The organism is Posidoniimonas corsicana (assembly GCF_007859765.1).
GTDB classification, from domain to species: domain Bacteria; phylum Planctomycetota; class Planctomycetia; order Pirellulales; family Lacipirellulaceae; genus Posidoniimonas; species Posidoniimonas corsicana.
This window is the reverse complement of the sequence record NZ_SIHJ01000001.1, coordinates 3,938,429-3,954,511: the sequence shown is the minus strand read 5'-3', so window position 1 is coordinate 3,954,511 and position 16,083 is coordinate 3,938,429. Positions and strand designations below refer to the sequence as shown.

The 16,083-nt window shown below is 68.4% G+C and carries 11 protein-coding genes; 4 read left to right on the top strand and 7 right to left on the bottom strand.

Annotation, left to right across the window (positions count from 1 at the left end; all coding sequences use genetic code 11):
* Positions 1-131: 131 nt before the first annotated feature.
* Genes KOR34_RS15220 through tsaD form a run of 3 tightly spaced genes read left to right on the top strand, consistent with a single transcriptional unit; the run spans position 132 to position 3,541 of the window.
* Complete coding sequence (locus KOR34_RS15220) at positions 132-1,211, top strand: DUF1207 domain-containing protein (protein WP_146565412.1); 1,080 nt, start codon at positions 132-134, stop codon at positions 1,209-1,211.
* 51 nt (positions 1,212-1,262) lie between these two features.
* Complete coding sequence (locus KOR34_RS15215) at positions 1,263-2,525, top strand: S41 family peptidase (RefSeq protein WP_146565410.1); 1,263 nt, start codon at positions 1,263-1,265, stop codon at positions 2,523-2,525.
* The gene (gene tsaD, locus KOR34_RS15210) at positions 2,522-3,541 is read left to right on the top strand and encodes a tRNA (adenosine(37)-N6)-threonylcarbamoyltransferase complex transferase subunit TsaD (protein WP_146565409.1); all 1,020 of its coding nucleotides are present in this window, start codon (positions 2,522-2,524) and stop codon (positions 3,539-3,541) included. Before KOR34_RS15215 ends, tsaD begins: the two co-directional genes overlap by 4 nt.
* A gap of 462 nt (positions 3,542-4,003) precedes the next feature.
* On the opposite strand, the gene KOR34_RS15205 is transcribed toward tsaD, so the two are convergent.
* The 3 genes from KOR34_RS15205 to KOR34_RS15195 form a co-directional block, all read right to left on the bottom strand.
* Entirely contained in the window at positions 4,004-4,507 is a 504-nt protein-coding gene (locus KOR34_RS15205) for a hypothetical protein (protein WP_146565408.1), read from the bottom strand.
* Between the two features lie 506 nt (positions 4,508-5,013).
* Positions 5,014-6,201 carry a S1C family serine protease gene (locus tag KOR34_RS15200; protein ID WP_146565407.1) on the bottom strand — a complete coding sequence of 396 codons (1,188 nt, stop codon included), beginning with the start codon at positions 6,199-6,201 and terminating at the stop codon, positions 5,014-5,016.
* Between the two features lie 156 nt (positions 6,202-6,357).
* Complete coding sequence (locus KOR34_RS15195) at positions 6,358-8,280, bottom strand: SLC13 family permease (RefSeq protein ID WP_146565406.1); 1,923 nt, start codon at positions 8,278-8,280, stop codon at positions 6,358-6,360.
* Between the two features lie 385 nt (positions 8,281-8,665).
* On the opposite strand from KOR34_RS15195, the gene KOR34_RS15190 reads away from it, so the two are divergent.
* Complete coding sequence (locus tag KOR34_RS15190; RefSeq protein ID WP_197531434.1) at positions 8,666-12,781, top strand: VWA domain-containing protein; 4,116 nt, start codon at positions 8,666-8,668, stop codon at positions 12,779-12,781.
* Positions 12,782-12,787: 6 nt separating this feature from the next.
* Here the strand turns inward: KOR34_RS15190 and rph are convergent, their stop codons facing one another.
* The 4 genes from rph to rpe form a co-directional block, all read right to left on the bottom strand.
* Positions 12,788-13,519: a ribonuclease PH gene (rph, locus tag KOR34_RS15185; protein WP_146565404.1), complete on the bottom strand. Its 732-nt coding sequence runs from the start codon at positions 13,517-13,519 to the stop codon at positions 12,788-12,790.
* 62 nt (positions 13,520-13,581) lie between these two features.
* Positions 13,582-14,466: an acetyl-CoA carboxylase, carboxyltransferase subunit beta gene (gene accD / locus KOR34_RS15180; RefSeq protein WP_146565403.1), complete on the bottom strand. Its 885-nt coding sequence runs from the start codon at positions 14,464-14,466 to the stop codon at positions 13,582-13,584.
* A 95-nt stretch (positions 14,467-14,561) separates the two neighbouring features.
* Entirely contained in the window at positions 14,562-15,140 is a 579-nt protein-coding gene (locus tag KOR34_RS15175; protein ID WP_146565402.1) for a histidine phosphatase family protein, read from the bottom strand.
* A gap of 23 nt (positions 15,141-15,163) precedes the next feature.
* Positions 15,164-15,874, bottom strand: a complete 711-nt coding sequence (rpe, locus tag KOR34_RS15170; protein ID WP_146565401.1) for a ribulose-phosphate 3-epimerase — start codon at positions 15,872-15,874, stop codon at positions 15,164-15,166.
* Between the last annotated feature and the right edge of the window lie 209 nt (positions 15,875-16,083).

Sequence of the window (16,083 nt, the reverse complement as noted above, 5' to 3'; positions counted from 1 at the left end):
TTGTGCGGCGGCTTTGATCGCCGACTATTGGACTATTGGGTCGCTGCGCATTCCGCTACTGTTCCCCGCCTCCCGCCCGCGCTCCGCACCGACCGACAACCCCGCGGGTCCCAACCCAGCTGCCAAGACGCATGTGGTACGCTCATACATCCTCGGTCTCACGGACCCTGCTGGCCCTTGCGCTGGTGGGGGGCGTGGCGGGCGGAGCGGTCGGCGTACCGCCTGCGGACCCGTTCCTGCAGAGCACCGCCTACGCCCAGCCGGGCGGCGGCGCCGATCCGATTGAGCTTTCGGATTTCATCAGCGTGGACGACGCGCCCCGCGTCGCGCAGCAGATGCTGCCGCCGGAGCAGGACCTGGCGGACGTGGTGCTGGCGAGCGACCTCTGCTACGACAGCTACGGCTCCTGCCAGCCGTCGCACTACGGCCGCGGCGGCGGGTACTGGTCGTGGCAGTGCCTGCCCGACTCGCTGATCTGGCACTCCTACCTGGCCGGGCCGCGTGAGCCGCGGATCGGCACCAAGTTCCTCAACGTGTCGGGGTCCCAGGAACGGGGCCAGGTGCTGTGGGACGCCACGGTCGGCGGACGCCGAGGCCTGATCCGCTATGGCGACACCAACTCGCTGCGGCCCCAGGGCTGGCAGCTTGACATCGAGGGCGCCGCGCTGGTGCGGCTCAACATCGACGAGGAACGCGACGTCGAGGCGTCCGACTTCCGCTTCGGCATCCCGCTCACCTACGGCGCCGGCAACGTGCAGTACAAGACCGGCTACTACCACCTCAGCTCGCACCTGGGCGACGAGTTCCTGGCCCGCAACCCGTCCGCCACGCGGCTCAACTACGTGCGGGACGCCATCATGCTGGGCGTGTCGTACAACCCGACGCCCAACTGGCGGCTGTACGGCGAGGTGGACTACGCGTTCTTCACGGCCGGCGGCGCCGAGCCGTGGGAGTTCCAGTTCGGCCTCGAGTACTCGCAGGCCGGGCCGACCGGGTTCCACGGCACGCCGTTCTTCGCCACCAACGCGCACCTGCGTGAGGAGCTCGACTACAGCGGCGACTGGACCACCCAGTTCGGCTGGCTGTGGCGCAACTGCAGCGGCAACACCATGCGGGTTGGCCTGCACTACATGAACGGCAAGAGCACCCAGTACCAGTTCCTCAACCACTCCGAGGAACAGCTCGGCCTGGGCATCTGGTACGACTATTGATCGCGGGGCGGGCGCCTTCCTTCGCGGGCCCGATGGCTTAGACTGTCAGGCATGCCCGCCGCCCGCCGCCCGTCGCCGATTACCTCCGCCCTGCTGGTCGCGACGCTGCTCTGCCCCGTCGGCTACGCCGCGGAGGACGCGCCCGCCGGAGTGGACCCCGCCGACCGCGACGACTACCTCCGCCGCTACGGCGAGCTGGCGGAGGTGGTGACGCAGATCGAGGTCAACTTTGCCGAGCCAATCGACCGCGAACGCCTGTTCCGGGCCGCGCTGCGGGGGATGCTCAGCGAGCTCGACCCGTACTCCTCGTACCTGCCGGCCGAAGATTTCGAGCGGCTCAAGCAGCTGGCCGAGGCGGCCCGGCCCACCACCGGCGTCGAGTTCGCGATCGAAGAGGGCCGCATGGTGGTGCTCGGCGTGCGTCCGGGGTCGCCCGCCGAGAAGGCCGGCGTGCAACCGGGCGAGCAGGTCCTGGAGATCGGGGGCGCTCCGACCGAGCGGATGACCCTGACCCAGGCGGACGAGCTGACGCGGGGCGACGCCGCCGGCGTGGCGCTGCTGCTGCGGGCCGACGCCTCCTCCCAGCCGCGGCGGGTCGAGTTGACCGCCAAGCGGCTCACCACCCCGACCGTGACCGGTGTTCGGGTTCTCGAGGGCGGTGTTGGCTACGCGCGTATCGTTTCGTTCACGGCCAACACGGCCGCCGAGCTGCGGGCCGCCATCGACCGTCTCACCGGCGAAGGCGCCCGGGCCCTGGTGCTGGACCTGCGGTTCAATCCGGGCGGGTTGCTGGAGGCCGCGGTCGACGTGGCGGACCTGCTGCTTGACGCGGGCGTGATCGTTTCGATTGTCGGCCGCCATGGCGACCCCCGGGTGATCAACGCCACCGGCGGCGTGGTCGCCGAGGGGCTGCCGGTTGTGGTGCTCGTCAACCGCTACAGCGCCAGCGCGAGCGAGGTCGTCGCCGCGGCGCTGCAGGACCACGACCGCGCACTCGTTGTCGGAGAGCGGACCTTCGGCAAAGGGAGCGTGCAGAGCCTGGTGCCGCTAGACTCCGGACGCAGTGGGCTGAAACTCACCACCGCCGCCTACCGGCGTCCCAGCGGCGGCTCGATCCACCGCTTCGCCGAATCGAGCGAGGCCGACGAGTGGGGCGTGTCGCCCAGCGAGGATGGCGCGCTGGCGCTGACCGCCGACGAGGCCCGGCGGCTGCTCGCGTCGTGGGGCGAGGACGCCGCTTCGCCCGTCGCCGATCGACAACTCGAGCTGGCCGTCGAACTGCTGACCACCGCCGCGAAGAAAGCCGAACCATGAAGCTGCTGTGCATCGAGACCACCTGCGACGAGACCGCCGCGGCTGTCGTGACCGGCGAGCTGGAGGTGCTCTCCTCGATGGTGGCCTCGCAGGAGAACCTGCACGAGCGCTTCGGCGGCGTCGTGCCGGAGATCGCGTCCCGGGCCCACGTGGAGCGGATCCTGCCGGTGATTGATCAGACGCTCGAGCGGGCCGGACTCGGGCTGACGGACCTGGACGCCATCGCCGTGGCCAATACGCCGGGGCTGTCGGGGTCGCTGCTGGTCGGGCTGGTGGCGGCCAAGACGCTGTGCGCCGCCACCGGGCTGCCGCTGGTCGCGATCAACCACCTGCAGGCGCACGTCTACGCGTGCCGCATGGCCGCCGGCGAGGACGTGTTCCCGTGCGTCGGCATGATTGTAAGCGGCGGGCACTCGAACCTCTACCGCTGCGATGGCCCGACCGACTTCACGCTGCTGGGCGCCACCATCGACGACGCCGCCGGCGAGGCGTTCGACAAGGTCGCCAGCCTGCTGGGGCTGCCTTACCCGGGCGGGCCCTCGATCCAGAAGGCCGCCGAGCGGGGCGACCCCAAGCGGCACCGCTTCCCGCGGCCGATGCTGAAGGACGACCGGCTGGCGTTCAGCTTCAGCGGTCTGAAGACAGCCGTGCGGTACCAGCTCATCGGACCGGGCAAGCTCGACGACGCCCAGCCGGTCGAGTTGACCGAACAAGAGGTGGCCGACGTGGCGGCCTCCTTCCAGGCGGCGGTGATCGACTGCCTGGCCGGCAAGGCGGAGCAGGCGATGCGGCAGACGGGATTCGACACGATGTGCGTCGGCGGCGGCGTGGCCGCCAACGGGCCGTTTCGCGCCCGGCTGGAAGAGGACGCCGCGCGGTGCGGCTGGCGGCTGCACGTGCCGCCGTTGTCGCTCTGCACCGACAACGCCGTGATGGGCGCGATCGCCGTCGAACGGTTCCGCGCCGGCAAGTTCGCGCCGCTCGACCTCGACATCGCCCCGGGGTTGGAACGCTAACAGCCGGTTGTGGCCGAGCGTTACCTCACGGGCGAGCGGGCCGTTCACGCCGCCTGCTCTCCGCTGTTGCCGCGCAGATCGTCGTGGAAAACGGCCGCGCCGCGCGATCTAATGGGAGTGTTCGTGCGCCCATATTACCGCGCAGGCTGTTGGGCAGCGGGCGCCACGGTGTGCGTTGAGATCGGAGTCGTTCGCAGGGGAGGACTGTCCGATTCGCGCGCTTGAAAACGGACAAAACCCCACCGGCTTGTTCGGGCGCACTTGACGCAACGGTTTAATTGAAAAGCACTTACAGCAAATCAGGGGAGAAATAGTCCCCGAGTTTTGTCCCCTTCGCGCGTGTTTCTGGACAGAACGACGCAGCCAATACTCCCCGTAGAAATGAGACGGGCCAAAAACAAAGGCGGCCCGCATCAATGCGGGCCGCCTAAGCTTTAGCTCTGTCCAGCTAGGAGCGCTTCGTTAGAAGCCCTTCTGGCAGCTGGGGCAGTAGGAGTTGTCGCGGTACACGGGCTCGTACTGCATAACGGGCTGGGCCTCGCTGGCGGGGCGGAGCACCACGTGACGCTCCGGCTGGGCGCCGGTTTGGTACTTGGTCAGCGACGCGTTCCACGCGTCCTTGCTGATCTTGCCCTTGTGCGTGTGGAGCACGACCTCGCCGGTCTTGTCGACGAACGCAACGTGCGGGAAGGTCTTGGCGTTGAACGCCGCGGCGACCTTCTTGCCGTACTCGGTGCTCGCGTCGATGCGGCACAGGTCGTACTTCTGCAGGGTCTTGTCGTCCTTGGCGGACAGCAGCTTCGCGTCAACTTCTTCACCGGGCTTGTCGAGCACCACCAGCAGCGGACGGTCGTCCGAGCGGACCTGCTCAAGGGCCTTGCCGTAGTCGGACTCCCACTTCGGGGCGTCGGCGACGGGCGAAGCAACCGCCGAAGCGATCGCCAAGGTAATCAAGCTCGTAAGCATCTTCGAATACTCCTTTTTTTGTCGGTCTGCAGCGGCGGCGCCGAAGCTCGACACGCGTCCATCCGGCAAAGGGAAGGGCGGCGCCTGTGCGGAACGCGACGGGGGATGGCCGGGGCACGCGATCGTGAGCGTCCAAGCGACGTCCTTGCGTGACCGAGCGGCCGAACAGGTGGGATGGTGCCGGCGGGGCCGCCAGGGCGACGGCCTCAATAGGTGCGAATCAACGAGGTGCGATGCGTATCAGGGTTGGGAATCTACCGGACCACCGGGTCAGCACAAGGGGGCGGAGTGGGTTCGGAATGCCGATTTCGCAGAATGGGTCAAGGCCAATCGGGGCGAGCACGCACGGGCAGCGTCTCGCACGCGGCCGGTAACCCCAGAGGCTCCAAGGGGTTGTGCGAAGCGGCCGGCGGGCCGCGTCCGCCCCCCAGGCTGGGACAAGATTTTTTGCGCCCGCGGCTATCCTCACCGGCGTTTGGTGAAGCTGGGCGGGACGCGTGGGCTGGCTAGGTTGCGCCCAGCCGCAGCTGGACGTCCTGGCGGCGGCCCTCGCGAATCACCGTCACGGTCACCTCCTGGCCGGGCGAGCAGCGGTCGACGATGGAGAGAAACTCCTGAGCGGTCCGCACCGGCGTGCCGTCGATCGAGACGATGCTGTCCGCGTACGAGCGGTCGATGCGGGTGTCGATGTAGCGCACCGCGCCCTGCCGGCGCTCGCGGCGGACGATGCGGAAGCCGCGCAGCCCGGCGCGGTCGGCGGGGCCGTCGGGCCTCACGCGAGCGATGGTCAGGCCATTGGGAGTCACCGCGAGTTCGATGATGCCGTGATCAGGACGGACGACCTTGCCGTGCTCGATGAGATCGGGCAGGAACCGCCGCACCCGGTTCACCGGGATGGCGAAGCCGACGCCGGAGTTCTGCCCGATCTTCGACGCGATTGCCACGTTCATGCCGATCATCCGCGCGCTGGTGTCCAGCAGCGGGCCGCCGGAGTTTCCGGGGTTCATCGCGGCGTCGGTCTGGATCATGGAGGTCATCGTACGGTTGCGAACGCGGCTGGGGAGCGAGCGGTTGAGGCTCGAGATGATGCCGGTGGTGAGCGTGCCCTCGAGCCCGAACGGGTTGCCCACGGCGTACGCCTTCTGCCCTACGCGGAGGGTGTCGGACTCGCCCATCTCGATCGGCGACAGCCGGTCGGCGGGGGCGTCGATCTTGAGCACGGCCATGTCGTACTCGGAGTCGGCGCCGATGAGCTGGGCGTCATAGGTCTCTCCGTTGAACAGCGTGACCTGGATCTCCTGGGCGTCCTCGATGACGTGGTTGTTGGTGAGGATGTGGCCCTGGCGGTCGATGATGGATCCCGATCCGGAGCCCTTCCCGTGCTGCACACGGAAGAACATGTCCGCCTGGAGCGTGCTGGTGGTGATGTTCACCACGGCCCGCTGAGCGACCTCGTACACGCGGATGTTGGCCAGCTCCTCAGGGGTCAGGTTGATCGGCGCCCGGTCGGCCGGCGCGCCGGCGGGCGCCACCGCGTAGGGCGAAGCCTGATTGGGAGCGGCGGGCTGGGCGAAGGCCGTGGATTCCATCGCCGGCAGGTCAACCAGGCCCGCCATCAGCGCGGCGCCCACAACGGCGCCGACCAGCATGCAGAGGACACACGTGAGTGTTGAACGGTTCCTGAACAGGTGCATGGGATCGGTTGGATAGAAGCAAGTGTTAAGGAGTGAAACTGGGTGGTCCCAGCGGACCGGGAGCCTCCGGCGGCCTGGGCCCCTACGTGTACGATGATCGCCCTGGCTTCGTTCGCCGGCAAGGCCGGTTTGGGCCTGCTGTCGCTGGCGGGCCGGTCAGGTAAGCGGCCAGATCAGGGGGATTAGCGTGAGCGCAACCACCGCGCAGAGCAGCGTCAGCGGGCCGCCGACCCGCAGGTAGTCGCGGGGGTGGTAGCCGCCCGGGCCCATGACCATCAGGTTGGTCTGGTAGCCGATGGGGGTGGCGAAACTCAGCGAAGCGGCGATCGCGACCGCCATGATGAACGGCCGCGGGTTCAGACCGCCGGCGGCCGCGACGCTGATGGACAGCGGGATCATGATCGACGCGACCGCCACGTTGGTAATCGCCTCGGTGAACACCATCGACACAAGGTACACGGTCACGAGCAGCGCGAACGGCACCGCGGCGGGCGGCAGCGGCGACGCCTGGGTCAGCCCGATCAGGCCCTGGGCGATCCAGTCGGCCGCGCCGCTCTTCTCGATCCCCTGCCCCAGGCCGATGGCGGCGGCGATCGTCATGAGCACCTGCAGGTCGATTGCCGACCGTGCCTGCGAACTCGACAGGCAGCGGAACAGGATCATCGCCAGCACGACAGTCACCGCCGCGACCGGCTTCGGGTCGTTGCCCAGCAGGTTGCCGATCGGCACGGGCCCCAGATGAGTCGGCCCGCCGGCCAACGCAATGGTCATCAGCCACGCGATCAGCAGCAGGAACAGCCCGACGGCGATCAGGGCGCGGTCGTGCCGGCGGGCGGACGACCCGTCGATCTGGCTCACCAGGTAGAACTCGCGGTTGTTGCGGTGCTGCTCCACAAAGTCGTTGCGGGTCTGCAGGAGCAGGGTGTCGCCGGGCTCTAGGCGGATGTTGCCAATCTTGTTAGTCAGGCGTTCGCCGTTTCGGTGCACCGCGACGATGGCCGCGTTGTAGCGCTCGCGGAAGTTGGCGTCCCGCACGGTCGACCCGATGATCGGTGAGGTGCGAGACAGCACCGCCTCGGTCAGCTGCCGGCGGGTGCGCTTCTCAGGTTCGTGCTCGTAGCTGTCATCGACGGCAGGCACCAGGCCGGAGATCCGCTCCAGGTCGGCGATCGTATCGACGACGCCGGTGAACACCATCCGGTCGCCGGACTGGATTACGTCGCGGGGCGTAACTGGCGTGATCACCTGGTCCTCGCGGGCGATCTCGATGAGGAACAGTCCAGGCAGGTTCCGCAGTCCGGCGTCTTCGACCGACTTGCCGATTAGCGGGCAGGTCGGCTGCACCATCAGCTCAACTAGGTACTCGCGCCGGCGTTTGGCGAGCCGCGTGGAGGGCTCCGACCGGTTGGGCAGCATCCAGTGGCCGATCGTCAGCACGTACAGAACGCCGACCGCCATCACCGGCAACCCGACCCAGGTGATTTCCAGCAGCCCGATGTCCGACACCTGACTCAGCACGTCGGGGCGGTTCTGCCATGCGCTGGCGCTCTCGCTCAGCTTGGCGTTGCAGACCAGCGTAGTGCTGGTGCCGATTACCGTCACCACTCCGCCCAGGATGGTGAAGTAGCTCAGGGGCATCAGCAGCCGGGAGGGCGAAACATCGCGTTTGCGGCACCAGTCGATCACCACCGGCGCCAGCATGGCGACCAGCGGGGTATTGAGCACCACCGCCGAGATGGGCGCCACGAGCGTCAGCCGCAGCAGGGCGCCGCGTTCGCTCGTGGCCCGCCCTAGCAGCAGGTTTCCGACCCAGTCGAGGGCGCCGGTGGTCCGCAGCCCGGCCGAGGCCGCGAACAGGGCGCCGATGAGGATCACCGCCGGCTCGGAGAACCCCTTGAGCGCCATCTTTGGCGTGATCACGCCCGCGAGCGTAATCACCGCAAGGCCGCTGAGGAACAGCAGCTCAACGGGCACCCGCCGCACCTGCAGGCCGAGGAAGACCAGGGCGGTCACCAGGATGGCCAGCGACCCCTGCCACGTGAGCGCGGGCTGTTGAGCGAGGAGGACGGCTAGGGTCATGGGTTCGGTGCGCGTGGGGCGCGGGATTGGCGTCAGACTGCCTGGTGACCGGGGCGGGTGGTTGCGCTCGCAGAGAGCAACTGGCGGGCCCCCTTACGCGGGGCGTCCCATCCGGGTTTCTTCGGCGAGGCGCGTCCCAGACTCGGCAATAATCGGTGCGGCGCCGGGCGAACTCAAGGGGTCGCTGTCGGCACAACCTGCAGGACCGGACCCTTGAAAATAGCGGAAACTTATGGCGTCCCCGAGTCCGCCCGGATAAACTGGGGATATCTGGCTAAATGCACAGAGTCAGCCAATTTACGCGGTCGCCCCGATTCGGAACAGAGCGGTCGCTAGTTTGAGTTACGCATTCGGAGCGCCTTGTTCGATGGCCCACGAGTCCATGATGAACCTTCTCACACGCCACTCTCTCGTCATCGCCCTGGCCGCCGCGTTGCTGCCGGCGGCCGCGCAGGCCGGGCAGGTTGGCCCCGTCGGCGTCTACCAGCACGAGAGCGGTGACACGTACTTCTCCATGAGCCTGTCGGCGGACTTCGGAGCGGAGCCCGCCCAAGCCGGACGCAACATCGCCGTGCTGTTCGACACGTCGGCCAGCCAGACCGGCATGTACCGCACGACCGCCCTCTCCGCCCTCAAGGCGATGCTCGGCAAGCTGCGGGCCGAAGACCGGGTGCGGCTGTACGCGGTCGACCTGGAGGCCCGCCCCATGGGGGACCGTTTCTCCCCGGCCGGCAGCGCAGCGTTGGGCGCCGCGGTTGAGAAGCTCAAGCATGAGACTCCGCTGGGCTCAACCGACCTGAACAAGGCGCTCAAGGCAGCGGCCCACGACCTCGAGGAGTCGAACGCCTCGAATCGCGTTGTGGTCTACATCGGTGACGGCGTCAGCGCCGCTAACCTGCTGCGTGGCCCGTCCTTCGCGGGGCTGATCAGCGAACTGCGTGACGGCCGCGTCTCGGTGAACAGCTACGCCATCGGGCCACAGCGGGACGCCGAACTGCTGGCGGCGATCGCCAACGGAACCGGCGGCAACCTGTACGTCGACGGCGCCATGTCGCTGGCCGACGAGGCCTCGGGCGTGACCCTGGAGCGAGCCAATGAAGAGAACGCCCGCCGCGGCGCTCAGGTGGGTCGTACACTGGCCAGCTGGGCGCAGGCCGAGGTGGTCTGGCCCAAGTCGGTAGCCGTCAGCGACTCGATCTCCGAGCTCTACCCGGCGGAGCTGCCGCCGATGCGTTCCGACCGCGACAGCATCGTTGTCGGGCGTCTGAAGCCGGACGCCAAGCAGATTCAGATTTCCGCTTCGCTCGGCCACGCCGACCGTCCGCAGCCGTCGGCCTGGCGGCACGCCGTGCCCGAGGCAAGCGAAGCCAATGCCTATCTTTCGCAGCTGGTGGGACAGGCCGAGAGCGATCAGGGCGTTAGCCTCCCGACGCTCGGCACCGCCGGCCTGAACGAAGTCGCCCGCACGCTGAACGCCGGCGTCGAGCAGCTAACCAACCTGGCCGAGAAGGCGGTCGCGACCGGCGACTCGAAGAGCGCCAACCAGATCGCCGAGGCGGTTCTGCGGCGTGACCCGGGCAACCTCCGCGCCAAGACCGTCAAGCGGGTTGTGGCCCGCAAGACGGGCGAGTCCGACGAGCCGACCGACAACCGCGCGGACCTGAATATGGTGCGGGTGGCTCAGGTTGAGGTCGTGGACGCCCCGGCCTTGGGCGACCCGGTAGTTGTCTACGATTCGGCCGAACCCTACTACGACCCCAGCGGCCTGCCGCCGGCCGACGTGGTGCGGGATGACGAGTTCCTCACCGCCGTTGAGAAGCAGAACCGCATCATGGCGGAGCAGCTCCGGAAGGAAGTGCAGGTTGCTATCTCTGAGGCGCGTGACATCATGTCCCGCTCTCCGCAGGACGCGATCCAGTCGCTCAAGCTGATGGCACAGAGCATCCAGAATGCGCCCGAGCTGCTGGCGGACGTCCGCGCGAGCCTGAGCGACCGCCTGGAGATGGCGCTGCGTCAGGCGTCCCGTGCGGCGTCGATCAAGGATGAGCTCGACCGCCAGTCGGAGGAGGCCATCGCCGCCGCCCGCGAACGCATGCAGCTGCTCGACTCGATGGAGCAGAACCGTGAACGCGAGAAGCAGCTGATGGATCGTTTCAACGCCCTGATGGACGAGGAGCAGTACGCCCAAGCCGAAGAGGTCGCCGAGATCGTCCGCACGATTGACCCCGAAGGCGTGACCCCGGTCGCGGCCGACCAGTGGGCCGCGTTCAGCCGGTACCACTACCAGAACCAACAGCTCCGGGCGCTCCGCGCGAAGGCCTGGATTGAAACCCTGGCTCAGGTCGAGCAGTCGGCCATCCCGTTCCCGGACAACCCGCCGATCGTCTACCCGGACGCGGAGTTCTGGCGTCAGATCACCGAGAGCCGCAAGAAGTACGAGTCGGTTGGCATCACCGGCAAGAGTGACTCGGAAGAGCGGATCGCCGAGGCCCTCGCCTCGCCGCTTACCAGCGCCGGCCTGGACTTCCTGGATACTCCGCTGGAGGAGGTCGTCGACTTCCTCCGCACCGAGTACGAGATCGAGATCCAGCTCGACGAGACAGCGCTGGACGATCTGGGCATCGGCACCGACGAGCCGGTCACGGTCAACCTCCGCAACATCTCGCTCCGCAGCGCACTGCGGCTCATGTTCAAGCAGCTCGAGCTCACCTACGTCATTGCCGACGAGGTGCTGCTGATCACCACCGAGGAAGAAGCCGAGACCCGGCTCACCGTCCGCGTCTACAACGTTGGTGACCTGGTCATCGACAAGACGCCTATCCCAGCCCTCGGCGGCGCCGGCGGCGGTGGCGGCGGCTTTGGCGGCGGCGGCGGCGGCCTGGGTGGCGGCGGCGGCGGCTTCGGCGGTGGTGGCGGCGGCCTGGGTGGCGGCGGTGGCGGCTTCGGCGGCGGTGGCGGCGCCTTCAGCGTGCCGGAGGACTTGGTCCTCACTAAGCGCGCTGTCCCAACGAACGCCAGCGCCCCAGCGGTTGTGGCCGAGCCTGTCCGCAAGGCCAAGCGTGCGGCCAAGCCCAGCCCCATCAAGATTGACGATTCGATCCCGGCCGATCAGTTCTGGGCGGACTACTTTGAGGCCGGTGAGGTTGACCCCGCAGCGGTGCGTGAGACATCGCGTCAGCTGATGAAGCGCGGAGACCACGCCGGTGTGGTTGCTCTCATCCAGAACGCGTTGCGGCACGGCCAGCCCCAGCCCTGGATGTACGAGGCGCTCGGCATCGCCATGCAGGTTGCGGGCAATTCGCCGCACGACGTCGAGCGGGCCATTATGTCCGCCGTCGACTTCAGCAGCTCCGCGGACGAGCTGATCCTGATCTCTCACTACCTGACCAAGCTTGAGCTCGATAGCCGGGCGATCCAGGTTCTGCAGCAGGCGGTCAAGCTCGACCCGACGCTGAAAGAGGCCTACCTGCTCGGGATGAAGTCCGCCGAACGCACCGGCGACCTCGACGGCCTCCGCTGGGCCACGGTGGGCATCCTCAGCCGCGCCTGGCCGAGCGACCAGCAGGGCATCGAGGACGAGGCCCGCCGCCTAGCGGCCGCAACGCTCCGGCAGCTTGAGGTCGATGGACGCATCAGCGAGCACGACGCCTACAACGACGACCTGGTCGCCGCCATGCAGCGTGACTGCGTGATCCGCGTCACGTGGACCGGCGACGCCGACGTCGACCTGCTGGTCGAGGAGCCGGACGGCTCGGTCTGCTCGAGCAGCAACCCCCGCACCCCCGGCGGCGGCGTGATGCTGGGCGACACCTTCGCCACCAGTGACGGCCCCGGCCAGAAGGGCTTCTCCGAGACCTACCTCTGCCCGCGCGGCTTCAACGGCGCCTACCAGGCGGTCGTCCGTCGGGTCTGGGGTGACGTGACTGCCGGCGTCGTGACGGTCGACGTGTACACCAACTACGGCGCCCCCAATGAGAAGCACCAGCGTGGCCAGGTGGAGCTCGGCAAGGGCGACTCGGCGGTGAAGTTCGAGCTGGCCGACGGGCGTCGCGCCGAGCGTGTTGACGAGCAGCAGTTGGTCAACGCGATCAATCGTCAGGAGGCGGTCGGACGGGCGGTTCTTGCTCAGCAGCTCGGCTCGATGTCTGACCCGGGCGTGACCGCTCTGCGTCCGGATGACCTGCAGCGGATCCGGCGCCGGCAGTTGGCCGGTGGCGGAGGGGGAGCGGTCGGCTTCCAGCCGCAGATCACCGTCCTGCCTGACGGAACCCAGCTAACGGTCAACGCCGTGGCTACCGCGGACCGCCGCTACGTGATCGTCCGCCCGGCGCCGTCGATCACGTCGATCTCGGACGTCAGCACGTTCACCTTCGCTGGCGCCTCGCAGGACGCCGACGACGGCAATGACGACGGCGACGACGACGGCGACGCGGCCGCTCTGCTGCTGGGTCGGCGTGGCGTGAACGTTGGCGGCGATGACGACGCCGGCGGGAACAACTGAGCCGGGCTAGGCGCCGGGCCAATGGGGCCCAAGCGACTCTCGCTGCAACTCGGTCAGACGGGCTACCCCCGCGGTCGCGGCGGCCACCAGCTGCTGCAGTTCCGTGGCGGAGAAGGTAGCCTCTTCACCGGTCCCCTGCACCTCGACGAAGCGGTCGCCGCCAGTCATCACGACGTTCATATCGACCTCGGCCGCGGCGTCCTCGTGGTAGTTGAGGTCCAGTCGGACACGCCGGTCTACCAACCCAACGCTCACGGCCGCGACGCTATCGCGAAACACGCGTGACGGGTCTGGCGGATCGATATCGATCGACCGGACCGCGTCCACCAACGCGACGAACGCGCCGGTGATGCTCGCGGTGCGGGTGCCGCCGTCTGCGCGGATCACGTCGCAGTCGACGGTGATCGAGCGTTCGCCGAGCGCCTCGAGGTCGACCACCGCCCGCAGGCTGCGCCCGATCAGACGCTGGATCTCGGTGGTGCGACCGTCGACTTTGGCGCGGTCGCGGGGTTTGCGGGGTGAGGTGCTGCCGGGCAGCATGTTGTACTCGGCGGTGACCCAGCCCTTGCCGCGGCCGGCCAGCCACGGCGGCACGTCGGCCGCGACGCTGGCGGTGCACAGCACCATGGTCTGCCCGGCGTGGATCATCACGCTGCCGGGCGCGTTGGACGCGAAGCCGCGTTCGATCTTGATGGGTCGGAGTTGGTCGTCCGGGCGACCGTCGATGCGTTGGCTCATGCCGGGCAGCATAGCCGTGGCGGCGGTCGAAGGGAACCGCGGCGTCCGGAAGCGTGCGGCCGCTACTTGCCGCAGTAGTCGATCGCGCGGGCAATCTCGCTCTTCATGTCCGCGCGGCGGACGATGCGGTCGATGTAGCCGTGTTCCAGCAAGAACTCGCTGGTCTGGAAACCTTCGGGCAGCTCGGTGCGGAGCGTCGCCTTGATGGTGCGGGGCCCTGCGAAGCCGATCAGCGCCTTCGGCTCGGCGAAGATCAGGTCGCCCAGCGATGCGAAGCTGGCGGCGACGCCGCCCATGGTGGGGTTGGTGAGCACGCTGATGAACAGCCCGCCCGCCTGGTCGTACCTCGCCAACGCGGCGGAGACCTTGGCCATCTGCATCAGCGACAGGATGCCTTCGTGCATCCGGGCCCCTCCGCCCGAGCCGCTGGTGATGATCAGGGGCAGGTTCTGATCGGTGGCCCGCTCAACGAGCCGCGTCAGCCGCTCGCCCACCACCGAGCCCATGCTGCCCATGATGAACGCCGAGTCGGTGACCCCGAAGGCCACGCGGCGGGCGCGGATCATGCCGGCGCCGGTGAGCGCCGCGTCGCGGAGGCCGGTCCGCTTCTGCTCGGCGACAATCCGCTGTGCGTAGGGCTTCTTGTCGGCGAAGCCCAGCGGGTCGGTGGGCATAAGGTTGGCGTCCCACTCCTCAAACGTGCCCTCGTCCAGCATGTGCCGGACGCGGTCGGCCGCGCTGAGGTACATGTGGTGGCCGCACATCGGGCAGACATTCATCTGCTCCGTGGCAGTCTTGCGGAAGATGGTCTCGCCGCAATCGCCGCAGCGAATCCACAACCCGCTGGGGACGCCGCGCTTTTCTCGCGGGCCGTTTGGGTTGGTTTCGCCTGTCGCCATGGAGGGGGACCGTTGCATCGACTGCCGAATACGTGCTATCGCGGACATGGGCTTGAGGCCCGACAGGCCCCTATCATACCAATCCCCGCGGGGCGCCACCATGCCACCGGGGGGACCCTGGGGCCGACCGCCTGGGGGCGGATTTACGCATCCTTCAGGGGGACCATCGGCTCCAGCACCTCCCAGCCTGCCTGGCCGGGCCGCCGGCCCCAGAAGTCGGTCAGCTCGTCGTGCCGCAGCACGTGGCGGACCACGCTGGCGAGTGGTTCGGGGGCGACCACCACCACCGAGTCGTGCGACTTGTGCTTCTTCAGCACCTTCCGGAGAACCTCCGAGACGCGGTTCTTGGCCGCCAGCACGGTCTCGCCCTGCGGCGGGCAGACAGTCTCCGGCTGCTCGCGCCACTGGCGGAACACCTTGGGCTGCTTCGTCTTGACGTCCTCGATCAGCATCCCCTGCCACAGCCCGTGGTCCAGGTTTGCCAGCTTGTCCAGCGTCTTGGGCCGCACGTCCAGCGCGGCGCCGACCTGCTTGGCGGTCTGCTCGCAGGACTCGCAGGGGCTGGAGTAGATCGCCTCGGGCTCGAACCCCTCGAGCTGTTCGATGACCTTCGCCACCTGCTCGCGCCCGTCCGCCGACAGCGGGATATCAAGGTTGCCCTGGACACGGCCCTGCTGGTCGTACTCGGTGGCGCCGGGGGTGATTAGCAGAATGCGGAGCATTCATGGTTTCCTGAGGAGGCGGCTCAGCCGTCGCGGCCCGAGCGGGCCAGCTGGTTGAGCGAATCAACGCGTTGCTGGTAGTCGTCCGCTCCAAACACCGCCGTGCCCGCGACCAGCAGGTCGGCCCCCGCCCGCACGCAGTCGGCGATGGTCGACGGGTTCACACCGCCGTCGACCTCGAGCAACGCGTCGCAGGCTGGGTCGTCGCGCAGGCGGCTCAGCTTCTCGAGGGCGACCGGGTCGAACTCCTGCCCGCCGAATCCGGGCATCACGCTCATCACGAGCACCAGGTCGCAGTGGGGCAGGGCGGGGAGGATCGTCTCGAGCGGCGTGGGCGGGTTCAGCGACAGGCCGGCCATGGCGCCGGACTCGCGGATTTCATCGAGCAGCGGCCGCGGGTCGTCGAGCACCTCGGCGTGGACCGTAATGCAGTCGGCGCCGGCGTCCCGGTAGCGGGCCGCGTACTCCGCCGGGTTGTCGATCATCAGGTGCACGTCCAGCGGCAGGTCTGTCACCGCGCGGATGGCCTCGATCACCGGCAGCCCGAACGACAGGTTCGGCACGAAGTGCCCGTCCATCACGTCCAGGTGCAGCCCGTGGACGCCGGTGGCCTCGATGTCCCGGATTTCCTGCTGGAGGTTGGCGAAGTCGCACGCCAGCAGCGACGGCATCAGCACCGGCGAGCGGCTGCCCAGCGAGGCGCGGACGGATTCTCTGTTGCGAAAGTTGGGCATGACCTGGAGAGCGGGCGGGCGAGGGGGCGGTCGGTCGCGGCGGCGTGCGGGCAAGCCGTCTCCGGCACGCTGCGCCCCTGTGCGGCGCGAAGAAGGGTCGTGTTGGGGCGCCGGTGGGCCGGCTGGGGCGTTCTCGCGGGTCGAAAAAAAGGGCCGCGAGTCGCGGCCTGGGTCATCCCTTTGTGCCAAGAACCGCCCCGGGCATCAAG

Bases quoted from the DNA above. Each gene is read 5' to 3' on its own strand.
- rpe (WP_146565401.1), bottom strand. From the start codon at position 15,874: ATGCCCAACTTTCGCAACAGAGAATCCGTCCGCGCCTCGCTGGGCAGC.
- KOR34_RS15215 (WP_146565410.1), top strand. From the start codon at position 1,263: ATGCCCGCCGCCCGCCGCCCGTCGCCGATTACCTCCGCCCTGCTGGTC.
- KOR34_RS15220 (WP_146565412.1), top strand. From the start codon at position 132: ATGTGGTACGCTCATACATCCTCGGTCTCACGGACCCTGCTGGCCCTT.
- tsaD (WP_146565409.1), top strand. From the start codon at position 2,522: ATGAAGCTGCTGTGCATCGAGACCACCTGCGACGAGACCGCCGCGGCT.
- KOR34_RS15200 (WP_146565407.1), bottom strand. From the start codon at position 6,201: ATGCACCTGTTCAGGAACCGTTCAACACTCACGTGTGTCCTCTGCATG.
- KOR34_RS15195 (WP_146565406.1), bottom strand. From the start codon at position 8,280: ATGACCCTAGCCGTCCTCCTCGCTCAACAGCCCGCGCTCACGTGGCAG.
- accD (WP_146565403.1), bottom strand. From the start codon at position 14,466: ATGTCCGCGATAGCACGTATTCGGCAGTCGATGCAACGGTCCCCCTCC.
- rph (WP_146565404.1), bottom strand. From the start codon at position 13,519: ATGAGCCAACGCATCGACGGTCGCCCGGACGACCAACTCCGACCCATC.
- KOR34_RS15175 (WP_146565402.1), bottom strand. From the start codon at position 15,140: ATGCTCCGCATTCTGCTAATCACCCCCGGCGCCACCGAGTACGACCAG.
- KOR34_RS15190 (WP_197531434.1), top strand. From the start codon at position 8,666: ATGAACCTTCTCACACGCCACTCTCTCGTCATCGCCCTGGCCGCCGCG.
- KOR34_RS15205 (WP_146565408.1), bottom strand. From the start codon at position 4,507: ATGCTTACGAGCTTGATTACCTTGGCGATCGCTTCGGCGGTTGCTTCG.